Annotated in this window: 19 protein-coding genes; 9 read left to right on the top strand and 10 right to left on the bottom strand. The window is 67.8% G+C overall.

The features are described 5' to 3' along the window. Positions 1-63: 63 nt before the first annotated feature. Genes infB through rimP form a run of 5 tightly spaced genes read right to left on the bottom strand, consistent with a single transcriptional unit; the run spans position 64 to position 6,119 of the window. Entirely contained in the window at positions 64-2,895 is a 2,832-nt protein-coding gene (gene infB, locus BKY59_RS00900; RefSeq protein WP_076068226.1) for a translation initiation factor IF-2, read from the bottom strand. Positions 2,896-2,902: 7 nt separating this feature from the next. Continuing rightward, positions 2,903-3,724, bottom strand: a complete 822-nt coding sequence (locus BKY59_RS00895; RefSeq protein WP_083671797.1) for a DUF448 domain-containing protein — start codon at positions 3,722-3,724, stop codon at positions 2,903-2,905. Then, a complete protein-coding gene (locus BKY59_RS00890) occupies positions 3,711-3,932 on the bottom strand; it encodes a tautomerase family protein (RefSeq protein WP_076068225.1) in 222 nt (73 codons plus the stop codon). The genes BKY59_RS00895 and BKY59_RS00890 overlap by 14 nt, the downstream gene beginning before the upstream one ends. Continuing rightward, positions 3,932-5,557 carry a transcription termination factor NusA gene (gene nusA / locus BKY59_RS00885; RefSeq protein ID WP_076068224.1) on the bottom strand — a complete coding sequence of 542 codons (1,626 nt, stop codon included), beginning with the start codon at positions 5,555-5,557 and terminating at the stop codon, positions 3,932-3,934. Before nusA ends, BKY59_RS00890 begins: the two co-directional genes overlap by 1 nt. Positions 5,558-5,561: 4 nt before the next feature. Beyond that, entirely contained in the window at positions 5,562-6,119 is a 558-nt protein-coding gene (gene rimP / locus BKY59_RS00880; RefSeq protein WP_076068223.1) for a ribosome maturation protein RimP, read from the bottom strand. Positions 6,120-6,303: 184 nt separating this feature from the next. Between rimP and BKY59_RS00875 the strand changes: the two genes are divergently transcribed. Then, the gene (locus tag BKY59_RS00875; protein WP_076068222.1) at positions 6,304-7,473 is read left to right on the top strand and encodes a PQQ-dependent sugar dehydrogenase; all 1,170 of its coding nucleotides are present in this window, start codon (positions 6,304-6,306) and stop codon (positions 7,471-7,473) included. 26 nt (positions 7,474-7,499) lie between these two features. Here BKY59_RS00875 and BKY59_RS00870 read toward each other — a convergent pair whose 3' ends face one another. Next, the gene (locus tag BKY59_RS00870) at positions 7,500-7,706 is read right to left on the bottom strand and encodes a hypothetical protein (RefSeq protein WP_129586145.1); all 207 of its coding nucleotides are present in this window, start codon (positions 7,704-7,706) and stop codon (positions 7,500-7,502) included. A gap of 311 nt (positions 7,707-8,017) precedes the next feature. Here BKY59_RS00870 and BKY59_RS00865 point away from each other — a divergent pair, with 311 nt between their 5' ends. Beyond that, complete coding sequence (locus BKY59_RS00865) at positions 8,018-9,280, top strand: methyltransferase family protein (RefSeq protein ID WP_076068220.1); 1,263 nt, start codon at positions 8,018-8,020, stop codon at positions 9,278-9,280. A gap of 83 nt (positions 9,281-9,363) precedes the next feature. Here the strand turns inward: BKY59_RS00865 and BKY59_RS00860 are convergent, their stop codons facing one another. Continuing rightward, positions 9,364-10,752, bottom strand: a complete 1,389-nt coding sequence (locus tag BKY59_RS00860; RefSeq protein WP_076068219.1) for a glutamate--cysteine ligase — start codon at positions 10,750-10,752, stop codon at positions 9,364-9,366. Between the two features lie 79 nt (positions 10,753-10,831). Beyond that, positions 10,832-11,569 (bottom strand): 16S rRNA (uracil(1498)-N(3))-methyltransferase, encoded by a 738-nt coding sequence (locus BKY59_RS00855; RefSeq protein WP_076068218.1) that lies wholly within the window; start codon positions 11,567-11,569, stop codon positions 10,832-10,834. Between the two features lie 105 nt (positions 11,570-11,674). On the opposite strand from BKY59_RS00855, the gene ubiA reads away from it, so the two are divergent. From ubiA to BKY59_RS00840, 3 genes are read left to right on the top strand one after another with little or no spacing between them, the layout of a single operon-like run. Then, positions 11,675-12,586: a 4-hydroxybenzoate octaprenyltransferase gene (gene ubiA, locus BKY59_RS00850; RefSeq protein ID WP_076068217.1), complete on the top strand. Its 912-nt coding sequence runs from the start codon at positions 11,675-11,677 to the stop codon at positions 12,584-12,586. Between the two features lie 57 nt (positions 12,587-12,643). Continuing rightward, positions 12,644-14,002, top strand: a complete 1,359-nt coding sequence (locus tag BKY59_RS00845) for a TldD/PmbA family protein (protein WP_076068260.1) — start codon at positions 12,644-12,646, stop codon at positions 14,000-14,002. Continuing rightward, entirely contained in the window at positions 13,995-14,774 is a 780-nt protein-coding gene (locus tag BKY59_RS00840; protein WP_076068216.1) for an inositol monophosphatase family protein, read from the top strand. The genes BKY59_RS00845 and BKY59_RS00840 overlap by 8 nt, the downstream gene beginning before the upstream one ends. 334 nt (positions 14,775-15,108) lie before the next feature. Here BKY59_RS00840 and BKY59_RS00835 read toward each other — a convergent pair whose 3' ends face one another. Continuing rightward, positions 15,109-15,546 (bottom strand): CoA-binding protein, encoded by a 438-nt coding sequence (locus BKY59_RS00835; protein ID WP_076068215.1) that lies wholly within the window; start codon positions 15,544-15,546, stop codon positions 15,109-15,111. 14 nt (positions 15,547-15,560) lie between these two features. After that, complete coding sequence (locus tag BKY59_RS00830) at positions 15,561-16,583, bottom strand: Mrp/NBP35 family ATP-binding protein (protein WP_083671796.1); 1,023 nt, start codon at positions 16,581-16,583, stop codon at positions 15,561-15,563. 70 nt (positions 16,584-16,653) lie between these two features. Between BKY59_RS00830 and hflK the strand changes: the two genes are divergently transcribed. The 4 genes from hflK to BKY59_RS00810 form a co-directional block, all read left to right on the top strand. Next, positions 16,654-17,877, top strand: a complete 1,224-nt coding sequence (hflK, locus tag BKY59_RS00825; RefSeq protein ID WP_076068214.1) for an FtsH protease activity modulator HflK — start codon at positions 16,654-16,656, stop codon at positions 17,875-17,877. Then, the gene (hflC, locus tag BKY59_RS00820; protein ID WP_076068213.1) at positions 17,874-18,746 is read left to right on the top strand and encodes a protease modulator HflC; all 873 of its coding nucleotides are present in this window, start codon (positions 17,874-17,876) and stop codon (positions 18,744-18,746) included. Before hflK ends, hflC begins: the two co-directional genes overlap by 4 nt. Positions 18,747-18,870: 124 nt before the next feature. Then, positions 18,871-20,451 (top strand): Do family serine endopeptidase, encoded by a 1,581-nt coding sequence (locus tag BKY59_RS00815; protein ID WP_076068212.1) that lies wholly within the window; start codon positions 18,871-18,873, stop codon positions 20,449-20,451. A gap of 94 nt (positions 20,452-20,545) precedes the next feature. Next, a partial coding sequence (locus BKY59_RS00810) for a helicase HerA-like domain-containing protein (RefSeq protein WP_076068211.1) occupies positions 20,546-22,016 on the top strand: 1,471 nt, incomplete at its 3' end.

The following is a 22,016-nucleotide window of genomic DNA, read 5'->3' as shown; positions in this document are numbered from 1 at the left end:
TAGTTGAACGCTCTCCCACCGTCATCCCGGCTTCCGCCGGGATGACGGACCAGACAGGCCCGCTTAAAGCGTGCGCTCGCGCTCCTCGACCTCGAACGTCTCGACGATGTCACCGGCCTTGATATCGGTCGACCCTTCGATGGTGATGCCGCACTCCAGCCCGGCGCGCACTTCCGGCACATCGTCCTTGAACCGGCGGAGCGACGAGATCGACCCGTTGTAGATGATGACGTCGTCGCGCAGCACGCGGGCACGCAGCTTCTGGCGGATATAGCCTTCGACCACGAGCAGACCCGCGGCCTTGCCATGCTTGCCCGCGGAGAAGACCTCGCGAATTTCGGCACGGCCGACGACGTGTTCCAGATATTCCGGCCCGAGCTGACCGGCCATCGCGGCGCGGATTTCGTCCAGAAGGTCATAGATGACGTCGTAATATTTCAACGCCACGCCGTCCCGCGTCGACAGTTCGCGGGCCTTGCTGTTCGCACGCACGTTGAACCCGATGATCGGGGCACGCGATGCCGCCGCCAGCGACACGTCGCTTTCGGTGATGCCACCCACGCCCGAATGCAGGATCCGAACCTGGATGAGATCGGTCGAGATCTTGTTGAGCGATGCCACGATCGCCTCGACCGAGCCCTGCGCATCCGCCTTGACGACCAGCGGGAACTGCTGCGCCTGCTTCTCGCGCAGTGCCGAGAACATCGTTTCCAGATTGGCGGGGGCCGACGTGGTCCGCTTCTGCTGGATCACGCTGGCACGGTAATCCGCGACCTCGCGGGCACGTGCCTCGTTCTCGACGACCGACAGCGGATCGCCCGCCGACGGCACACCGGTAAGACCCAACACCTGGACTGGCATCGACGGAAGCGCGAGCTTCACATTCTTGCCCTTGTCGTCGATCAGCGCGCGGACCTTGCCGCTTTCGGCACCGACAACGAAGATGTCGCCGACGCGCAGCGTGCCGCGCCCGATCAGGATCGTGGCGACCGCACCGCGGCCCTTGTCCAGCGTCGCTTCCACCACGGTGCCCTCGGCCGGACGATCCGGGTTGGCGCGCAGTTCGAGCAGATCGGCCTGCAGCTCGATCTTGTCGATCAGCTCCTCCAGACCGGTCTTCTTGGTCGCGGAAACCTCCACGTCCTGGACGTCGCCGCCCATCTCCTCGACCTGAACGTCATATTGCAACAGCGCCTGGCGGATCTTGGACGCATCCGAACCGGGCTTGTCCATCTTGTTGATCGCCACGATCATCGGCACGCCCGCGGCGCGGACATGGCTGATCGCCTCGATCGTCTGCGGCCGCATGCCGTCGTCGCCCGCGACCACCAGCACGACGATGTCGGTGATGTTGGCGCCGCGCGCGCGCATGTCGCTGAACGCTTCATGGCCCGGCGTGTCGAGGAACGTGATCTTGTTCCCCGACTTCACGGTCACCTGATAGGCGCCGATATGCTGGGTGATCCCGCCGGCTTCGCCCGATGCGACATTCGCACCACGCAGCGCGTCGAGCAGCGAGGTCTTGCCGTGATCGACATGGCCCATGATCGTGACGACCGGCGGACGCGTGACCTGCGTATCGTCGGAATCGACTTCCTCGTGACTCGTCAGGTCGATGTCGCTGTCCGACACGCGGTTGATGTTGTGGCCGAACTCGGTGACCAGCAGCTCCGCCGTGTCCTGATCGATCGTCTGCGTGATCGTGACAGGCATGCCCATCTTGAACAGCGCCTTGACCAGGTCGGCCCCGCGTTCCGCCATGCGGTTCGCCAGTTCCTGCACGGTGATCGCTTCCGGCACGTTCACGTCGCGCACCTGCTTGATCGACGGACCGCTGTTGCCCGACCCCTTGGCCTTTTCGCGGCTACGCTTCAGCGCGGCGAGCGAGCGGGTGCGGGCGCTGGCGCCATCGTCCAGCGCGCGCGTGACGGTCAGCTTGCCCGACTGGCGACGCTCGTCGGCATTCTTTTCGCGCGACACGGGCTTTGCTGCCGGACGCGGAGCGGTCGGCAGCGGCGTGAAGCGACGCGGCGGCGGGAAACGACCGTCGGCACCGGCTTCGGCCTGCGCGGCTTCGCCTGCGGGCGCGCCACCCGTTGCGGCGACAGGGGCAGGCGCGACAGCGCTAGGTGCCGCTGCAACGACCTCGGCCGCTGGATTTTCGGCGGCAAGCTTGTTCTGCTCGACGCGGCGCTTCTCGGCCTCGATGGCTTCGGCACGCAGCCGGTCCTCACGGCGGCGCGCTTCCTCCAGCGCGGCCATGCGGGCTTCTTCCGCTTCGCGCAGCAGCTTGGCCTGCCGTTCCTGGCGGCTGAGCAAATCATTGCCGGCATTGCGCGCAGGTGCCGCCTGCCGGGCCGGGGTGCGCACCGGGGCAGGGGCACGACGCGGTGTCGCCGCGACGGGCCGTGGGCCGGCGACAGGCGCAGGGGTCGGTTCCGGCGTGGCGACACGCGCCGGCTCGGGCGCGGCTTCCGCCACCGGGGCGGGTGCCGGCGCCGGGGGGGGCGTCGGCACGAACTTGGGCACGGGCGTGAAACCCCGGGGCGGCGGGAAAGCCGCTGCCGGGGGTGCGGCCGGAGCCGGAGCGGACTCCGTGACGGGTGCGGCCGGCGCGACGGGCGCTTCGGCGACAGGTGCCGAAACGGGGGCCGGCGCCGGCGCGACGGGCGCGGCCACGACTTCAGGCGCGGCGACGGGTTCGGGCGCCGCCTGCTCGATCGGGGCTGCCTCCGCCTCGCCGGGCTTGCGGAACATGCGGGCCTTCTTGACTTCCACCACCACGGTGTTCGACCGGCCATGGCTGAAGCTCTGCTTCACCTTGCCCGTCTCGACCGTGCGCCGGACACCCAGCGGTGCGCGCATGCCAAGCTTCGGCTTTTCGTTGTCGCTCATATGGTCGTCAAAACCCTTCGATATTCAGCGGGGAAGGGCCTTGCGAAGCAGTGTCGCAAGGCACAATCGCCCATTCTCGTCCGATAAAATCACGCCAGCGATCCAGCGCCTGCGTGACTCGCGCGGCAGCAGCCGGCGTTATCAGCGCAATATGTACCACATTTTCGCGGCCCAGCGCCATCGACAATATGGCCCGTTCCGCCGGGATTACCACCCCGCGCAGATCGCTGCCTTCCACCCCGCGCCCGACGCGGAGCGCCTGGTCGAGTTTGCGGTTGCCGTCGGTGCCGGCGTCCGCGGCGTGGATCAGCAGGGTGACAACGCCCTTGCGTGCGCTGTCGCTGATCTTGTCCGATCCGGTTAGCAGCGTGCCGGACCGCGCCTCCAGCCCCAGCCGGTCGAGCGCGTCGCGTTGCAGCGCCGCGGCGATCCGTTCGGGCAGGTCGGCCGGGATGGTGAGCGCCTGCGTCTTGAACGCGCGGTACAGCGCACCCTTCAGCTTGCCCTTGGCCTGCGCCGTTTCCAGCGTCGCCCGGTCCACGCCAATCCACGCCCCACGACCCGGCGCACGGGCGCGCACGTCCGGTGCGATCGTCCCGTCGGGACCGAGCGCGAGCCGGATCAGCCTGTCGCGCGACGCCCGCACACCCGACAGGATGCAACGCCGCTCGGGGTCGTGCTTGTTGGTCTTGGTGTCTTCTTCGGGCTCAAGGTCCGGGTTACCGGACGCCGATTCCGCGATGGGTGACAGTGCATGCAGGTCCGCCGCCGTTTCTGGCGGGGACGCGGTTGCAGCGGTTACGAACTCGGGGTGATCATCGTGGGACATCCGCGGTTGCGTCCTCCCGCGGCTGGCGATCCATGACGAGCATGGCGTTGTTGCCCCAATTCTCGGTCTCGACTTCGGTGATGACGATGTGCGTCGTCGCCGGGTTCTTGCCGCAACGCTCAACCAGCGAACGCGTCACGTCCTCGACCAGCCCGCGCTTCTGCTCGGTGGTCAGCGGCCCGGCGACCTTGATGTCGACGAACGGCATCAGGCGTCGTCCTCCACGGCGGTGTTCGCGGGCGCTCCGTCCGAAGCCTCGGCGGCAGGCGCTTCGTCCTCGAACCAGTGCGCGCGTGCCGCCATGATGATCTCGTTGCCCTGATCTTCGGTCAGGCCATATTCCGACAGGATGCCGCTCTTCTCCGGATCGGTGCTCGGCGTCCGGCGGCGCGGTTCGACGCGCTTCTTCAGGATCAGCTCGTCGGTCGCCAGATCGGCCAGGTCGTCGAGCGTCTTGATGCCCGCCTTGCCCAGCGTCACCAGCATCGCCTCGGTCAGGTACGGCAGGTCGGCCAGCGCGTCCTCGACGCCCATGCCCTGCCGCTCTTCGCGGTTGGCCTGCTCGCGACGATCCAGTGCTTCCTGCGCGCGGTTCTGCAACTCGGCGGCCAGTTCCTCGTCGAAACCCTCGATCGCGGCGATCTCGTCGACCTCGACATAGGCGACTTCTTCCAGGCTGGAGAAGCCCTCGGCGACCAGCAGCTGGGCCAGCGTCTCGTCGACGTCCAATTCCTTCTCGAACAGGCCGCTATTCTCGACGAATTCCTTCTGGCGCTTCTCCGAGGCATCCGCCTCGGTCATGATGTCGATCGCCGAACCGGTCAGCTGCGACGCGAGCCGCACATTCTGGCCGCGGCGGCCGATGGCGAGCGACAGCTGATCGTCGGGCACCACCACTTCGATGCGGCTGTCCTCCTCGTCGATCACGACGCGGCTGACCTGTGCCGGCTGCAACGCGTTCACCACGAACGTCGCGGTGTCGGGCGACCAGGGGATGATGTCGATCTTCTCGCCCTGCATCTCTTGCACGACGGCCTGCACGCGGCTGCCCTTCATGCCGACGCAGGCGCCGACCGGATCGATCGACGAATCGTGGCTGATGACGCCGATCTTGGCGCGGCTGCCCGGATCGCGTGCGGCGGCCTTGATCTCGATCACGCCGTCGTAGATTTCGGGCACTTCCTGCGCGAACAGCTTCTTCATGAAATCGGGATGCGCGCGGCTCAGGAAGATCTGCGGACCACGCGTTTCGCGGGCGACGCGCAGGATCAGCGAACGGATCCGGTCGCCGACGCGGACGACTTCGCGCGGGATCTGCGCATCGCGGCGCACGACGCCCTCGGCGCGGCCCAGGTCGACGACGACATGGCCGAACTCGACGCGCTTGACGACGCCGGTGATGATTTCGCCCGCGCGGTCCTTGAACTCTTCATACTGGCGGTCGCGCTCGGCATCGCGCACCTTCTGGAAGATGACCTGCTTGGCGGCCTGTGCCGCGATGCGGCCGAATTCGATATTCGGCAGCGGATCGACGATATAGTCGCCGACGACGGCACCGGCCTGCAGCTTCTGCGCATCGGCGACGCTGACCTGCTTGAAATAATCCTCGACCGCCTCGACCACCTCGACCACGCGCCAGAGCCGCAGATCGCCGCCCTTGGTGTCGATCTTGGCGCGGATGTCGTTTTCCGCGCCGTAGCGGGTCCTGGCGGCGCGCTGGATGGCGTCTTCCATCGCCTCGATCACGATCTCGCGATCGATCAGCTTTTCCTTGGCGACCGCATCGGCAATGGCGAGCAGCTCGGCCTTGTTGGCGGAAATGGCGGTGGCCATGCGGTTATCCTTCCTGCGTGGGTTCGACGCCGTCATCGGCGTCCAGTTCGACGATCTCGTCGGCGCCGTCCGCGTTCAGCGGGGCCGTGGCCTTGAGGAGCGCGTCGGTCAAGATAAGTTTGGCGGAGGCGATGGCGGTGAACGGCAGCGTCAGTTCGCCGACGCGCTCGACATAGAGCAGCACGTCGTCGCCCTCGATACCCTTCAGCGCGGCCTCATACTGCTTGCGGCCGTCGCGCGGCTCGACCAGCTTGATGCGCGCTTCGAACCCAGCCCAGTCCTGAAAATCCTGCAGGCGGGTCAGCGGCCGGTCGATGCCGGGGGACGACACCTCGAGCCGATATGCTTCCTCGATCGGGTCCTGTTCGTCCAGCATATCGGAAATGCGGCGGCTCAGCGCCTCGCAATCGGTCAGGTCGAGCTGACGCGTGTCGGGCCGTTCGGCCATGATCTGCAGCGTGGGGTCGGACTTGCCGCCGTTCATCTGCACCCGCACCAGCGCAAGACCCAAGGCCTGCGCCTCGGGTTCTATCAGCCTGTTCAACAAGGCGATGTCCGCCATCCCTGCTCCTGCAAATCGCATGCGTCCAGATCGCCGGACCCGGTGGGATCCGACCTCGCCAATGTTACCAATGTCGAGAAGACGTATTTCCTTTACGCCAAAGCAGGCGATGCGGCAAGACTGCAACATTATGGCGGCGATGGCGTTCAGTCGCAAAATCAGAACAGGACGTTGGGAATTGGATATGCGCGTGGCGACGATCGGCTTTACGCTCGCCCTGGTGCTTGCGGCATGTGGGACGGCAGTGTCGGACCTGGGCACGTCGGAAGCGCGGGCAGCCGCTGCGCAGGCGCCGATCACCGGTCCGCAGCAGTTTGCCGCCAAGGACTTCGTCACGACGCAGGTTGCCCGGCTGGACGCGCCATGGGCGATGACGGTGACACCGCGCGGCGGGTTCGTCGTGACGGAAAAGGCCGGCACGATGAAATATGTCATGCAGGGCAAGACGCCGGCTGCAACCTTCGTCCTGCCGGTCGCGGGTGTGCCCAAGGTGGACAGCGCCGGCCAGGGCGGGCTGATGGATGTGGTGTTCCGCCCCGGCACGGACATGCTGTATTTCAGCTACTCGGAGGCCGGTGCGGGCGGCAAGGGCGTCGTACTGGCGCGCGCCCGCTTCGTGCAGGATGCCGCGACGGGGCCACGGCTGGACGGCGTCGAGACGCTGTTCCGCGCGCCGAAGGTGGAAGGCAACGGCCATTATTCCGGCCGCATCGCGTTTGCACCCGACGGGCACTTGTTCTTCACGGTGGGCGAGCGGCAGAAGTTCGATCCGGCGCAGGATCCGAAGCTGACGCTGGGCAAGGTGCTGCGCCTGACCGCCGACGGGCGGCCCGCCCCGGGCAATCCGCTGGCCGCCAAGGGGTTCGACCCTGCCGTCTGGAGCTACGGTCATCGCAACCTGCTGGGTATCGCGTTCGATGCGCGCGGAAATTTGTGGGAGCAGGAGATGGGGCCGAAGGGCGGGGATGAGCTGAACCTGATCCTGCCTGGCCGCAATTACGGCTATCCCATCGTGTCGAACGGCGACCATTATGACGGACGCGTCATTCCCGACCACCCGACCCGGCCCGATCTCGAAGCGCCCAGGGCAAGCTGGAACCCCGTCATTTCGCCGGCCGGCCTGATGATCTATTCCGGCACGCTGTTTCCGGCGTGGCGAGGCAACGCGTTCATCGGCGGACTGTCGTCCAAGGCGCTGGTGCGTGTCGCGCTGAACGGTACGACGGCCCGCGAGGCGGCGCGTTACGACATGGGGGCACGGATTCGCGAAGTCGAACAGGGGCAGGACGGTGCGGTGTACGTGCTGGAGGACGGCTCGGGCGGTCGGCTGCTGCGATTGACGCCGAAGGGGTAGGGCGTCTGGGGGCGTTCGATGCGTGCCTACTCCGCGACCTTGTCGATCAAATCGTTCATCCTCTGCCGCGCTGAGCGATCATATTGCGCCGGCGCGGCCGGCATGCGGCAGGCATCGCTAGATTCCCAGCCGACGCGTTGATCCCAGGCGCAGCGCATGTCCCGTTCCATCGACAGATAATAGAGATGGAAGCCGACGGCCCCGATCAGGGCAGCGACGATCGCGAGCGGCAAGCTTTTCATATTTTCTCTTGTTACACCGCAGCTTAGCGCCCGCATAGTGGCAGCAGCCGGATTTGCGCTGACGCCGGCTTCGATCCGGTCTGGTCAATATCCGCGTCATCTCGGACCTGGAACTCGTACCCGGAGTCGCGAGCTTCGCGTCGGCGGCCGTGGATCCGGGATCAAGTCCAGGATCGCGAATGGTCGAGACTGACCGAATTTCAGTTCAGGTTCGGTCTGCGGCTGCCGTGGTCAAGTCGGATGCCCCCATCCGCACGATGCGGCTTTGCAATTTCTGCACGAATGGCGGCTAGATCGGCCGCATGATGGAGCGGGATCAACGGCCACGGTCGGCGGTGAGCGGCCTGGTGGGGCTGGCCGGGATGGCGGGGCTGGTGGCGTGGATCGCCGTCGCCGGGCATTGGGGCATGGACGGGCCGATGGCGGGAATGGCCGCGGTCGTCGCGTGCGGGCTGCCGATGGTCGCCTGGTCACTGTTCGTCGACAAGGTGCATCGGCGGCCGTCAACGGGCATCGACTGGGCCTTGCGCCGGCCATGGGCGGAGGTGCGCGAGACCGCGTTCACCAAGCTGGCCGGGCTGTGGGCGACGTGGGCCGCCATCGCGGCCTTCTATGCGCTCGGGCGCTGGTACTGGCAGGGCGGCTATGTCTTCGCGATGCACCTGCTGGCCGGGGCGGTGCCGGTCCTGCTGCTGCTGTCGGTGCCCTATGTGCTGTGGATCGACCGACGGCTGATCACGCCGCGCGACGGGGCCTATGCGTTCGGGCAATGGCTGACGGGACGGGGGCATGATCGTGATGCGGTGATCCGCCATGCGCGGGCCTGGGGGGTGAAGGGGTTCTTCACCGCGTTCATGCTTTCGATCGTGCCGGGCAACTGGCACGAACTGATGCACCGCAACCTGGGGGCGATGGCGACCGACCCGATGGCGGCGGCGTTCGGGCTGATCATGCTGATGTTCCTGATCGACGTGGCGTTCGCGACGGTCGGCTATGTGCTGACGATGCGGCCGCTGGACGCGCATATCCGGTCGGCCAACCCCTATCTGGGCGGCTGGGTGGCGGCGCTGGCCTGTTACCCGCCGTTCATCCTGATCGCGCGCGGCGGCGTGGTGGATTATGAGACGGGCGGTGCGAACTGGTCCTGGTGGCTGGCCGGCAGTCCGCGGCTGACGCTGCTGTACATGATGCCGCTGGTGGCGCTGACCGGCTTCTACGCATGGGCGACGGTCGCGTTCGGGTTGCGTTTCTCGAACCTGACGCATCGCGGGATCATCACCAACGGGCCGTACCGCTTCACCAAGCATCCCGCCTATCTGGCCAAGGTGCTGTTCTGGTGGCTGTCGGCGATCCCGTTCCTGACGGTCGCCGGCGACTGGACGGCCGCGGTGCGGAACTGCGTGATGCTGGGGGTGGTCAGCGGCATCTATTACTGGCGCGCGCGGACCGAGGAGAAGCATCTCGGCGCGGATCCTGACTATCGCGCGTACGCCGCGTGGATGGACCGGCATGGCGTGGTGCCGCGGCTGTTCGCGCGGGTCGGGTTGCGGACGGGGGGGTGGTGATATTCGCGCTTCGAAGACGTTACCTGGCGGAACTGTCGTCTCTACCCCGACCCCTCCTCTGAAGAAGAGGGGCCAAGACAGGTTCAGAAGCGGGCGGTGTCGTAGATACGGCTGAGGTCGCCCTGCCATTCGCCGTGGTACAGGTCGAGCAGGCGATCCGCGGGGCTCTTGCCGGTGGCGACGATCTCGCGCAGCGGGGACAGGAAGCCGGTTTCGTTCTCGCCCGCCGCGTTCAGCCGGGCGCGCGCGGTCAGGCCGGCATGGGCGATGTCCAGCACCTGCGCGCCGAGCTGCTGGAAGGTGCGGCCGCGCGGGCCGACCGTCTTCAGCCCGAGCCGCGGCACGTCGGCCCGGATGCGCGTGTGGTCCGCGATCGTCCAGTGCTTGACCAGGTCCCAGGCCGCATCGAGCGCGGCGTCGTCGTAGAGCAGGCCGACCCAGAAGGCGGGCAGCGCGCAGATCGTGTTCCACGGACCGCCGTCCGCGCCGCGCATTTCAAGGAAGCTTTTCAGTCGGACTTCGGGGAAGGCAGTGGACAGATGATCCGACCAGTCGGTCCGGGTCGGCTTGTGCCCGGGATAGACGGGCAGTTCGCCGCGCAGGAACGCCTTGAAGTCATGGCCGGCGGCGTCGATGTACACGCCGTCGCGGTAAACGAAGTACATCGGCACGTTCAGCATGTAGTCGGCATAGCGTTCATAGCCGAACCCATCTTCGAACACGAAGGGCAGCATGCCGGTGCGCGCCGGATCGGTATCGGTCCAGATATGGCTGCGATAGCTGAGATAACCGTTCGGCTTGCCTTCGGTGAATGGCGAGTTGGCGAACAGCGCGGTGGCGAGCGGTTGCAGCGCCAGGCTGACCCGGAACTTCTTCACCATGTCCGCTTCGCTGGCATAGTCCAGGTTCGTCTGGATGGTGCAGGTGCGCAGCATCATATCGAGCCCCATGCTGCCGACGCGCGGCATATGGTCCAGCATGATCCGGTAGCGGCCCTTGGGCATGATCGGCAGTTCGGCGCGAGTCTTGTCCGGCCACATGCCGAGGCCGAGGAAGCCCAGGCCGAGCCGGTCGCCGACCGCCTTCACCTGTTCCAGATGACGGCCGGTTTCGGCACAGGTCTGGTGCAGATTGTCGAGCGGGGCGCCCGACAGTTCGAACTGTCCCGCCGGTTCCAGGCTGACATTGCCGTCCTTGCCGCCGAGCGCGATGACGTTGCCGCCCTCCATGATCCCGGACCAGCCGAAATCGGTCATCCCATCCAGCAGATCGCGGATGCCGCCGGCCTCGGTATAGGAAGGCGCGCGGTGATCGGCGGTGCGATAGACGAACTTTTCATGTTCGGTCCCGATCCGCCAGCGATCCTTCGGCTTCTCCCCATCCGCGAACAGCGCGATCAGGTCGCCGCGCGTGGTGATGGACGGTTCGGTGCCGATCGGATCGGGGCCGAGGGGGGCGTTGGGCGTGGTCATGAACGCGCCCTTACGCGCGGCCGCGGACCGGCGCCAGCGGGCATTTCACGCCTTGTGCCACGTCCCATCCCACGGCCTGTCACCAGTCCCCGGCATGCGCCATCCAGAGCGCCACGGCGGCGGCCATCGCGGTATCGGCGCGCAGGATGCGGGGGCCGAGCGTGACGCCGGTGGCCTGCGGGATCGCCCGGATCGAGTCGCGTTCCTCGGGCGTGAAACCGCCTTCCGGACCGATCAGGATCGCGGCGGGACCGCGCCGTGCCGCAGCGGGCAGCGGTTGCCCGCCGGTTTCGTCGGCGAACAGCAGCTGACGGTCCGTAGGCCAGGCGCGCAACAGCGTGTCGAGCGGTGTCAGTTCGGCCAGTTCGGGCAATGCGGTGCGGCCGCATTGTTCGGCCGCTTCGACCAGATGGGCGTGCAGCCGATCATGGTTCAGCCGATCGACGATCGTGCGGCGGGTAAGGACCGGCACGATCCGCGCGACGCCCAGTTCGCATGCCTTTTCGATCAGCCAGTCGATCCGGCCCTTCTTGATCGGGGCGGCAAGCAGCCAGAGGTCGGGCACCGGTTCCCGATCGCGCAGGTGGCGCGTGATCGTGATCGTCACCGCGCGACGTTCGACGGTCGCCACCTCCGCCAGCCATTCGCCGGTCCGGTCGTCGAACAGCTTCACCTGCGCACCGGGTTTCAGGCGGAGGACGGTGCCGAGATAATTGGCAGGCGGGCCGTCGAGGATGATGTGGGCGTCTTGGGCCAGCGGCTGGGCAAGATGGAGGCGTGGAAGCGTGTTGGGGGGCCAGGCGGGGGTGGCGGGCATGGGGCGGGCTTTCGGTTCTGATCGAGTCGTCTTTTGCCATAGAGTCCTCCCCCCCGTGGGGGGAGGGGGCTTTGTTCGACCCTTTCGGACAGGTAAGGCACTATCATGAAACTTGAGACCGTTACCCCCGATACCGAACAGCGCGGGTTCGTGCGGCTGTTGCCCGCGGCGGTCCGGCCGTTCTGGCTGCTGGCGCGGTTCGACCGGCCGATCGGGGGGTGGCTGCTGTTCTGGCCGGGGGCGTGGGCGATCGCGCTGGCCGGGGCGGGGTGGGCGCGGGTCGACCTGATCCTGTGGTTCCTGGTGGGCGCGTTCGCGATGCGCGGGGCGGGGTGCGTCTATAACGACATCGTCGATCGGAAGCTGGATGCGCAGGTGGCGCGGACCCGCAACCGGCCGTTGCCGAGCGGGCAGGTGACGGTGCGCGCCGCCTGGATCTGGCTCGGACTGCTCTGTCTGGTCGGGTTGCTGGTGCTGACGCGGCTCAACCCGACGGCGGCGATCACCGCGGTCGGGAGTTTGGGCGCGGTCGCGGCGTACCCGTTCATGAAGCGCATCACCTGGTGGCCGCAGGCGTGGCTGGGGATCGTGTTTTCGTGGGCCGCACTGGTCGGCTGGCCCGCGGTTACGGGCGGATATGCGCCGGCGCTGTTCTGGCTGTATGCCGGGTCGATCGCCTGGGTGATCGGCTATGACACGATCTACGCGTTGCAGGATATCGAGGACGACCAGGTGGCGGGGGTGAAATCGAGCGCGCGGGCGCTGGGTGGCCATGCGCGCGCCGGAATATCGGGCTTCTACGCGGTGGCGGTCGCGTTGTGGGCGGTCGCGATCTGGCAGGTCCGGCCGCAGGCATTGGCGCTGGCGGCGCTGATCCCCGTCGCGCTGCACCTGGCGGCGCAGGTCGCGACGCTGAAGACGGCGGACGAGGGCGATGCGCTGGCCAAGTTCCGCTCGAACCGGTTCGCCGGGTTGCTGATGTTCCTGGCGTGCCTCGTCGTGGGGAGCGCCGGATAGCCAGTGCAGGGGACGCCGGCCCTTCCGTTCGGTGCGCCGGGCACCTAGATGCCGGGCATGGTGAATGAATATCCCGTCGCGGCAAATGCCGCCGATCTGGCCGCCGATCTGGTCGCTGCCGCGGTTGCCGCCGGTGCCGATGCCGCCGATGTGTTGTATGTGCGCGATGCCGCGACGCAGGTTTCGGTGCGGCTGGGCGTACTGGACGATGTCCAGCGGTCCGACGGGGAGGAGATCGGCCTGCGGCTGTTCATCGGACGGCGATCGGCCAGCGTATCATCGTCCGATCTGTCGAAGGATGCGATGCGGGCGCTGGTCGACCGGGCGGTCGCGATGGCGCGGGAGGCGCCGGAGGATCCTTATGCCGGACTGGCGCCGGCCGAACTGCTGGCGACCGGGGCAATGCCGGACGTCGATATCGACGACGGGGGCGCGGTCGGACCGGCTGAGCTGAAAGCGCGCGCGCTGGAGGCGGAGGATGTCGCCCGGTCGGTGCCGGGCATCACGAACAGCGAAGGGGGCAGCGCCAGCGGCAGCCGCGCGACGATCGCGCTGGCGACGTCGACCGGGTTCGCGCGCGAATATGCGACGACGGCCTATGGCTGTTCCGCAAGCGTGATCGCGGGTGCGGGCGGGGTGATGCAGCGCGACTATGCCAGCCACAGCGCGCGGCATCTGGTGGATCTGGAAGCGCCGGCGACGATCGGACGGCGCGCGGCGGACCGCACGATCGCGCGGCTGAACCCGACGCAGTTGCCTTCGGGGCGGATGCCGGTGGTGTTCGACCCAAGGGTGAGCGCCGGGTTGCTGGGCCCACTGATCGGCGCGATCACCGGCGCGGCGATCGCGCGACGCACCAGCTTCCTGCTCGACGCGATGGATACGCAGCTGTTCGCGCCCGGCATCCGCGTGGTGGACGATCCGCACCGGGTGCGCGGCCTCAGGTCGCGGCCGTTCGACGGCGAGGGGTTGCCAACCGCGGCGCGCGATATCGTGCATGACGGCCGGCTGACCGGCTGGATCGCGGACTCGGCGTCGGCACGGCAGCTGGGGATGCAGCCGACGGGGCATGCCAGCCGCGGCATCGGCGGATCGCCGGGCGCGGGGACGACCAACCTGCATCTGGCGGCGGGGACGCTGTCGGTGGAGGCGCTGATCGCCGACATCGTGCTGGGCGTATGGGTGATCGAGCTGATCGGCAGCGGCGTGAACGGGCTGACCGGTGACTACAGTCGGGGGGCAGCGGGTTTCGCGATCCGCAACGGCCAGCTGGCGGAGCCGGTGGCGGAAGTGACGATCGCCGGCAACCTGAAGACGATGTACCGCGAACTGGTGCCGGCATCCGACCTGCTGTTCCGGGCCGGCACCAACGCGCCTACGGTCCGCATCGACGGCATGACGGTGGCCGGTGCCTGATCGCCTGCTTGCCGCGGTGGCCGACGTCGCGGCGGATGCCGGACGGGTCGCGATGGCCAGTTTCGGCGGCGGCTATCGCCGCTGGGAAAAGGAACCGGGCCATCCGGTGTGCGAGGTGGATCTGGCGGTCGACGCGATGATCCGCGCGCGGCTGGCGGCGATCGACCCGGAGGCGGGCTGGTTGTCCGAGGAGACAGTCGACAATGCCGAGCGGCTGATGGGAGTCCGTACCTGGGTGGTCGATCCGATCGACGGGACGCGTGACTATATCCGCGGCCGGGCGGGCTGGTCGGTGTCGATCGCGCTTGTGGAGGGTGGCACCGTGATTTTAGGCGTGCTGGATGCGCCGGTGCGGGGCGAACGCTGGGCGGCGGCGCGGGGGCAGGGCGCGACGCGCAACGGCGTGCCGCTGCGCGCGGGCGACCGGGTGGCGCTACCCGGCGCGCGAACGCCGGCGGACGCCCTGCCGCGTGCGGACCGCGACCTGACCCTGGTCGACAAGCCCAATTCGATCGCGCTCCGGATCGCGATGGTGGCGGCGGACGAAGCGGACCTCGTCGCGACGCTGCGTTGGGGCCATGAATGGGATATCGCGGCAGCGGCGCTGATCGCGCAGGAGGCGGGCGCGGTGGTGACCGACGGGTTTGGCGATCCGCTGCGGTACAATTCCACCAAGGGGGAGGCGTTCGGCTGCATCGCGGCAGCACCGGGTATTCATGCCGCGGCGACCGCGCGGTTGCGGGATCGGGCGGTGGCGGCGGCGGTTCGGTAGGGCGTTGGCGGTCCGGGTGATCGCTACTGCGGGGCTGCTACCGCGGCAAAGGGTTTGATAGGCTTCCTGCCCCCGTTTGGTTCAAGCCAGTCGAGAACCCAGCGCTGAGTTCTCGACAGGCTCGAACCAAACGGGGTTGGGTCACGTGCATCCAGTTCATGCGATCGTGTTCCAAGCGCGTCCATGCCGAGCGTAGTCGCGGCACGCGCCCACGAGCGTAGTCGAGGTGCACTGTTGGCCGTCTCGGCTGCGCTCGACGGGTCCCTCGACTTCGCTCGGGATGGGCGGTTTAGTTTGAATCATCGGGTTTTGAACGGAGTGCCGGTGCGTTTTATCAGGACCGCTCCCCCACCGGCGGCAGGCCCAGACGGGCTATTTCAATCTTCGGGCAGCGATCGACCACGACCTTGAGGCCCGCCGCCTCCGCGCGGGCGACGCCGGCGTCGTCATGGACGCCGAGTTGCAGCCAGACGGACTTTGCGCCCGCGGCGATGGCCTGATCGATCGCAGCGCCGGCATCGGCGGATCGGCGAAAGATATCGACCATGTCGATAGGTTCGCCGATCTGCGCCAGTTCGCGCCAGACATATTCGCCGTGGACATGCTCGCCGGTGATCTGCGGGTTGACCGGGATCACGCGGTAGCCGTGGTGCGTCAGATACTGGCCGACGCCGTAGCTCGGCCGATCGGGACGGTCCGATGCGCCGATCATCGCGATCGTCCGGGTCTCGCGCAACAGTGTGGCGATGTCTTCGTCCGACGTCAGCGGCATTGCTTCTCTCCCTATCAGCTGATCGTAGCGGGTTGCGCGGGGGACAGCCAGTCCGCGATTCCGTCCGCGATCTTCAGGAACGCCGCCGCTTCGGGGCCATCGCCGGCCGCGGGCGGGGTGCCGGCGTCGGACGCGGTGCGGATCGCGATGTCGAGCGGGACCCGGCCGAGGAACGGGATCGCAAGCGCCGCCGCGGCCGCCTCCGCCCCGCCGCGGCCGAACGGGTCCGACCCCTCGCCGCAATGTGGGCAGATATAGCCGGCCATGTTTTCGACCAGCCCGATCAGCGGCACCGATGCCTGGCGGAACAGGTCGATCGCGCGAGTGGCGTCGATCAGCGCCAGATCCTGCGGCGTCGATACGATGACCGCGCCGACCGGCTTGTGCTTGGCGATCATGCTGAGCTGGACGTCCCCGGTGCCGGGCGGCAGATCGAGAATCAGGATTTCCGTGTCGCCCCAGTCGGCGTCGATCAGCTGGCCCAGCGCGCCGCCGACCATCGGTCCGCGCCAAGCGATGGCGCGACCCTCGTCCACCATCTGCCCCATCGAAAGCATCGGGACGCCGTAGTCGGTCATGATCGGGATCAGCCGCTTGTCGTGCGCGGTCGCCTTCACGTCCGCGGCGTGCATCAGCCGCGGCTGCGACGGGCCGTAGATGTCGGCATCGACCAGCCCGACCTTCACCCCGCGTCGGGCCAGTGCGACGGCGATGTTGGCGGACAGCGTGGACTTGCCCACGCCGCCCTTGCCGCTGCCGATCGCGACGATCCGGCGGACCGTCTTTTCCGCGGTCTGCGCGATCCGGACCGTGTCGACGCCCGGCACCGCCAGCAGCGCGGCGCGGATCGCGGCATCGACGGTGTCGCGGTCCGCGTCGGCATAGCCGGTGACATCGAGGATCACGCTGGCGGTCGTGCCGGTCAGGCGCGGAGCGGCGGCGCGACCCGCGGCGACCAGTCCCGTGCCCGAGGCGGGGTCTGCGATCGCGTCCAGTGCGGCGGCGAGACGGGCGATCGGATCCGGGGGAGACTGCATGCGGCGGGACATAGGGTCGAAAGACAGGCTTGCCACTGTTTTTCCCGGGCCGGCATCTTATAAAGAATGGATGAGCGAGACCATAGGCGGACAGACACCCGGGCGCAGCCTTTTGAACGAAGCCGGCGGCGGCCCCTGGGGGGGCGGGTCCGGCGGCGCGAACGGAGGCTCTGGAGGCTCCGGTTCGGGCGGTGGCAAGGGGGGCGGCGAAGGCGGCAAGGGCGGCGGTGGCGACGGCGGCCTCGGGCCGCGCAACCCGTGGGATCAGCCCCCGCGCAAACGCCCGTCGGGCGGCGGCGGTGGCAATGGCGGCAAGGGACCGAACGGGCCAACCGCACTCGACGAACTGTTGCGCCGCGGGCGGCAGGGTTTGAACAACGGCCTGCCGACGCCGCAGGGACGCAAGACCTGGGCATGGCTGGCCGCCGGCTTCGTGGCGCTATGGGTTGTCATGACGTCGTTCCACCAGGTGGGCGCGCAGCAGCGCGGGGTCGTTACGCGGTTCGGCAAATATGTGACGACGATGTCGCCGGGTGTCGGACTGACGCTGCCGGCACCGATCGACCGGGTGACGAAGGTTTCGGTCGATGAGATCCGCGAGATCAACATCGATGCGTCCGACACCAGCGGTGCGGCCGCGGGCGGCGCGCAGAACCTGATGGTGACGGGCGACCAGAACATCATCGACCTGGCCTATTCGGTCCGCTGGAACATCCGCGATCCGGAACTGTACCTGTTCGAACTGGCCGATCCCGACGACACGATCCGCGAGGTCGCCGAAAGCGCGATGCGGGCGGAGATCGCCCGCGTGTCGCTGAACGATGCGATCGGGGCGCAGCGCAGCCAGATCGAAGGGCGCGTGCAGCAGCGTATTCAGACGATCCTGGACAGCTACCGCGCCGGCGTGCTGATCCAGGGTGTCGCGATCAAGCAGGCGGATCCACCCGCGGCGGTTGTGGCGGCGTTCAAGGATGTGTCGGCCGCGCAGCAGGAGGTGCAAAGCTACCTCAACAATGCGCGCGCCTACGCCCTGCAGCTGACCGCGAAGGCGCAGGGTGAGGCTGCCGCGTTCGACAAGGTGTACGACCAGTACCGGCTGGCCCCGGAAGTGACGCGCAAGCGCATGTATTATGAGACGATGGAGGACGTGTTGGCGAAAACCGACAAGACGGTGGTCGAGACGCCCGGCGTGACATCCTACCTGCCGCTGAACCAGTTGCCGCGCGCCGCCGCGCCGCCGGCCACGCCCGCCGCGCCGGCGGCACCCGCCGTGCAGGAAGGGGCCGCACAGTGAACCCGTTCGCAACCGCATTCCGCAACCCGATCAGCTGGGCCGTTGCGCTTGTACTGGCCGTGATCTTCGCGGCGTCGGTCTTCGCCGTCGTGCCGGAGACGCGGCAGGGACTGGTCGTACGGCTGGGCAAGCCGAACCGTGTGATCAACGGCTATGTTCCGGGCCGGCCGTTCGGGCAGACGGGGGCGGGGCTCGTTGCGCGCTGGCCGTTCATCGAACAGATCGTCTGGATCGACAAGCGCGTGCTCGATTTCGACATGCCGCGGCAGTCGGTGCTGTCGACCGACCAGCTGCGGCTGGAGGTGGATGCGTTCGCGCGGTACCGGATCGTCGATCCGTTGCGGATGTACCTGCGCGCGCGCGGCGACGAGAAGCGTGTGTCGGACGCCTTGCGCCCGATCCTGGCCTCGTCGCTGCGCAACGAGCTGGGGCGGCGGTCTTTCGTCGCGCTGCTCAGCCCGGAACGCGGCCAGCTCATGGATAATATCCAGGCGCGACTGAATATCGTTGCCGCGCAATATGGCGCCGAGATCGTCGATGTCCGGATCAAGCGGGCGGACCTGCCCGACGGGACGCCGCTGGAAAGCGCCTATCTGCGCATGCGGTCCGCGCGCGAGCAGGAAGCCCGGTCGATCCGTGCGGAAGGGCAGAAGCAGGCGCAGCTCATCACCGCGCAGGCCGATGCCGACGCATCGCGCGTCTACGCCAATTCGTTCAACCGGGACGCGGACTTCTATGACTTCTACCGTGCCATGCAGTCCTACCGCCATACCTTCGGGACCGACGGGACGCAGGCGACCGGCGGGACGGCGATGGTACTGTCGCCCGAGAACGAGTATCTCCGACAGTTCCGGGGCCGGCGGCCCTGATCCTGCCGAAGCGGACCGTAACCGACGGTCCGTCGTTCAATCACCGTTCAGCCGGGACACGGCAGCCAAAAGCTGACCGCCGGTGCCCAAGGGCGGAACTGACTCCCTGAGGAGGATATCGATCGTGCGTTACGCTTATGCCATCACCGCTGCCATGCTTGCCGGCGGTGCTACGGCCACCCTCGTCGTCAACCAGCCGCTCGGCGCGCAAGTGGCGCAGAATGCCCCCGGAACCGTGCCGGCGATGGCACCGCGTGCCGGTGCACCGATGAGCTTTGCCGATCTGGCAGCGAAATTGCAGCCGGCGGTCGTCAACATCTCCACGACGCAGCAGGTGTCGTTGCGCGGCGGGCAGCAGGCGAACCCGTTTGCGGGTAGCCCGTTCGAGGATTTCTTCAAGCAATTTGGTGGTCAGGGCGGCGCACCCGGCCAGGGCGGGCGTCCGCAGACGCGCGAGGCGACGTCGCTCGGATCCGGCTTCATCATTTCCGCCGACGGATACATCGTCACTAACAACCATGTGATTTCCGGGGGGCGCGACGCGGCGGGCCAGGGCACGACGTCGGTCGTGTCGTCGATTACCGTAACGTTGCCCGACCGGAAGGAATATGTCGCCAAGGTCATCGGCCGGGACGTCAATTCCGATCTGGCGGTGTTGAAAATCGAGGCGCGCGGCTTGCCCTTCGTGCAGTTCGGTGATTCGACGCGGGCGCGGATCGGCGACTGGGTCGTGGCGATCGGCAACCCGTTCGGTCTGGGGTCGACCGTGACGGCAGGCATCGTGTCCGCCCTGCACCGCGGGATCAACGGCGGCGGGGCAAACGACCGCTACATCCAGACCGATGCATCGATCAACCAGGGCAATTCCGGCGGCCCGATGTTCGACCTGAACGGCAACGTCATTGGCATCAACACCGCCATCTACTCGCCGACCGGCGGCAATGTCGGCATCGGCTTCGCCATTCCGGCGGAGGAAGCCAAGCCCGTCATCGACGCGCTGCGCGCCGGCCAACGGGTAAAGCGCGGCTATTTGGGTGTCGGCATCCAGCCGATCGACGACAATATCGCCGAGTCGCTTGGCCTGCCGAAGAATGTCGGCGAGCTGATCCGGTCGGTCGAGCCGGGCTATGCCGCGGCGCGGGCCGGCATCCGGCAGGGCGATGTGGTCGTGAAGATTGGCGGGACAGACATCACGCCGGACAGCACGCTGAGCTATACGGTCGCCAATTTGCCGATCGGCAGTCGCGTGCCGATCGAGCTGATCCGCGATGGCCGCCGCCAGACGGTGACCGCCGTGGTGGGCGAACGTCCGCCGGAAGACCAGCTGAACACGGGCGGCGGGCAGGGGCTGGACGAGCCGGACGATGCCGATCCGTCGACGCCGCAGCAGGTGCAGCCGACGCGTGCATCGCTTGGCCTCAGCCTGCAGACGCTGACACCCGAGATCGGCCGTTCGATCGGCCTGCCGACGGGTGTTCGTGGCGTCGTGATCTCTGCGGTCGATCCGTCGAGCAACGCCGCGTCGCAGGGGCTGGCGCGCGGCGACGTGATCCTGTCGATCAACCAGCGCCCGACGACGACCATCCAGGAAGTGATCGCCGCGGTCGCCGCGGCAAAGGCGGCCGGCCGGCCGAGTGTCCTGATGCTCGTCCAGCGGCAAGCGACGCCGCCGCGTTACCTGGGCGTCGAACTGGCCAAGAAGTAGGGCCGCCGGGCCATCGATCGCGCGGCCGTGCGCGACGATGGCCCGCCCCGACCGTGCCGGAAGACGGGACGCAGCGAGTGAGACAGGGGTGGGAATGGACGAAAGCGGCGGCATAGTCATCGGTGCGTCGGAAGACGGGACGCGCCAGATCCTGAACCTGCGGCGCGCCAACCGGCATGGGTTGATCGCTGGTGCTACGGGCACCGGCAAGACGGTGACGCTGCAGACCATCGCTGAACAATTTTCGCGCGCCGGGGTGCCGGTATTCCTGTCCGACGTGAAGGGCGACCTGAGCGGGATTGCGATGGCCGGATCGCCCACCGCGCCGATGCACGCGGCGCTGGCCGAGCGGGCGGCCGAGATCGGCATGACCGACTGGAGCTATGCCGACAATGCGGTCGTGTTCTGGGATCTGTTCGGCAAGCAGGGTCACCCCGTCCGCACCACCGTATCGGAGATGGGGCCGCTGCTGCTGGCACGGCTGATGGGGCTGAACGCCGTACAGGAGGGCGTGCTGGCCATTGCGTTCCGGGTCGCCGACGAAGGCGGGATGCTGTTGCTCGACCTGGGCGATCTGCAGTCGATGCTGGCGCACGTCGCCGAAAATGCCGCGGACTTGACCGTGCGATACGGCAACGTGACCCGGCAGAGCGTCGGCGCGATCCAGCGGCAATTGTTGCAGCTCGAATCGCAGGGCGGTGACTCGTTCTTCGGCGAACCGGCGCTGGATATTCATGATCTGATCGCGACGGACGATGCGGGGCGCGGGCATATCAACGTGCTGGCCGCGGACCGGCTGATGGCGAGCCCGCGGCTGTATGCGACCTTTCTGCTGTGGCTGCTGTCCGAACTGTTCGAGACGCTGCCGGAGATCGGCGACCCGGAAAAGCCGGTGCTGGTGTTCTTCTTCGACGAAGCGCACCTGTTGTTCGATGCTGCGCCGCCGGCGCTGATCGACACGATCGAGCAGGTCGTACGCCTGGTGCGATCGAAGGGGGTGGGCGTCTATTTCGTGACGCAGAACCCGATCGACGTGCCGGACGATGTCGCCGGCCAGCTGGGCAACCGCGTGCAGCATGCGTTGCGGGCGTTCACGGCGCGCGATCAAAAGGCGGTGCGCGCGGCGGCGGAGACGTTCCGCGCAAGCCCCGGTGTCGACGTCGCGACCGCGATCACCGAACTGAGGGTGGGCGAGGCGCTGGTATCGATGTTGCAGGCCGACGGCGCACCCAGCCCGGTTGCCCGGACGCTGGTGGCGCCGCCGGGGTCGCGGCTCGGCCCGGTGACCGATCGGGAGCGGGCGATGCTCGTCTCACTGTCGCCCTATGCCGGCAAATATGACGCGGCGATCGACCGCGAGAGCGCGACCGAGCTGCTGGCGGCAAAGGCCGGGGACGCGAAGGCCGCGACCGAACGGGCTACGGCGGATGCGGCGGCGGCGCGCGAACAGGCGGCGCAGGCAAAGCTGGACGCCGCGGAGGCGAAGGACGATGCGCGGCTGGCGCGGCTGGCGCGGGTCGCCGAACGCGCGGCGCAACGGGCGGAGGCGGCGCAGGCCCAGGCGG

The organism is Sphingomonas montana (assembly GCF_001956315.1).
In the GTDB taxonomy this organism is placed as follows: domain Bacteria; phylum Pseudomonadota; class Alphaproteobacteria; order Sphingomonadales; family Sphingomonadaceae; genus Sphingomonas_R; species Sphingomonas_R montana.
Note: the sequence above shows the minus strand (reverse complement) of the source record. Positions and strands in the feature narration are given on the sequence as shown.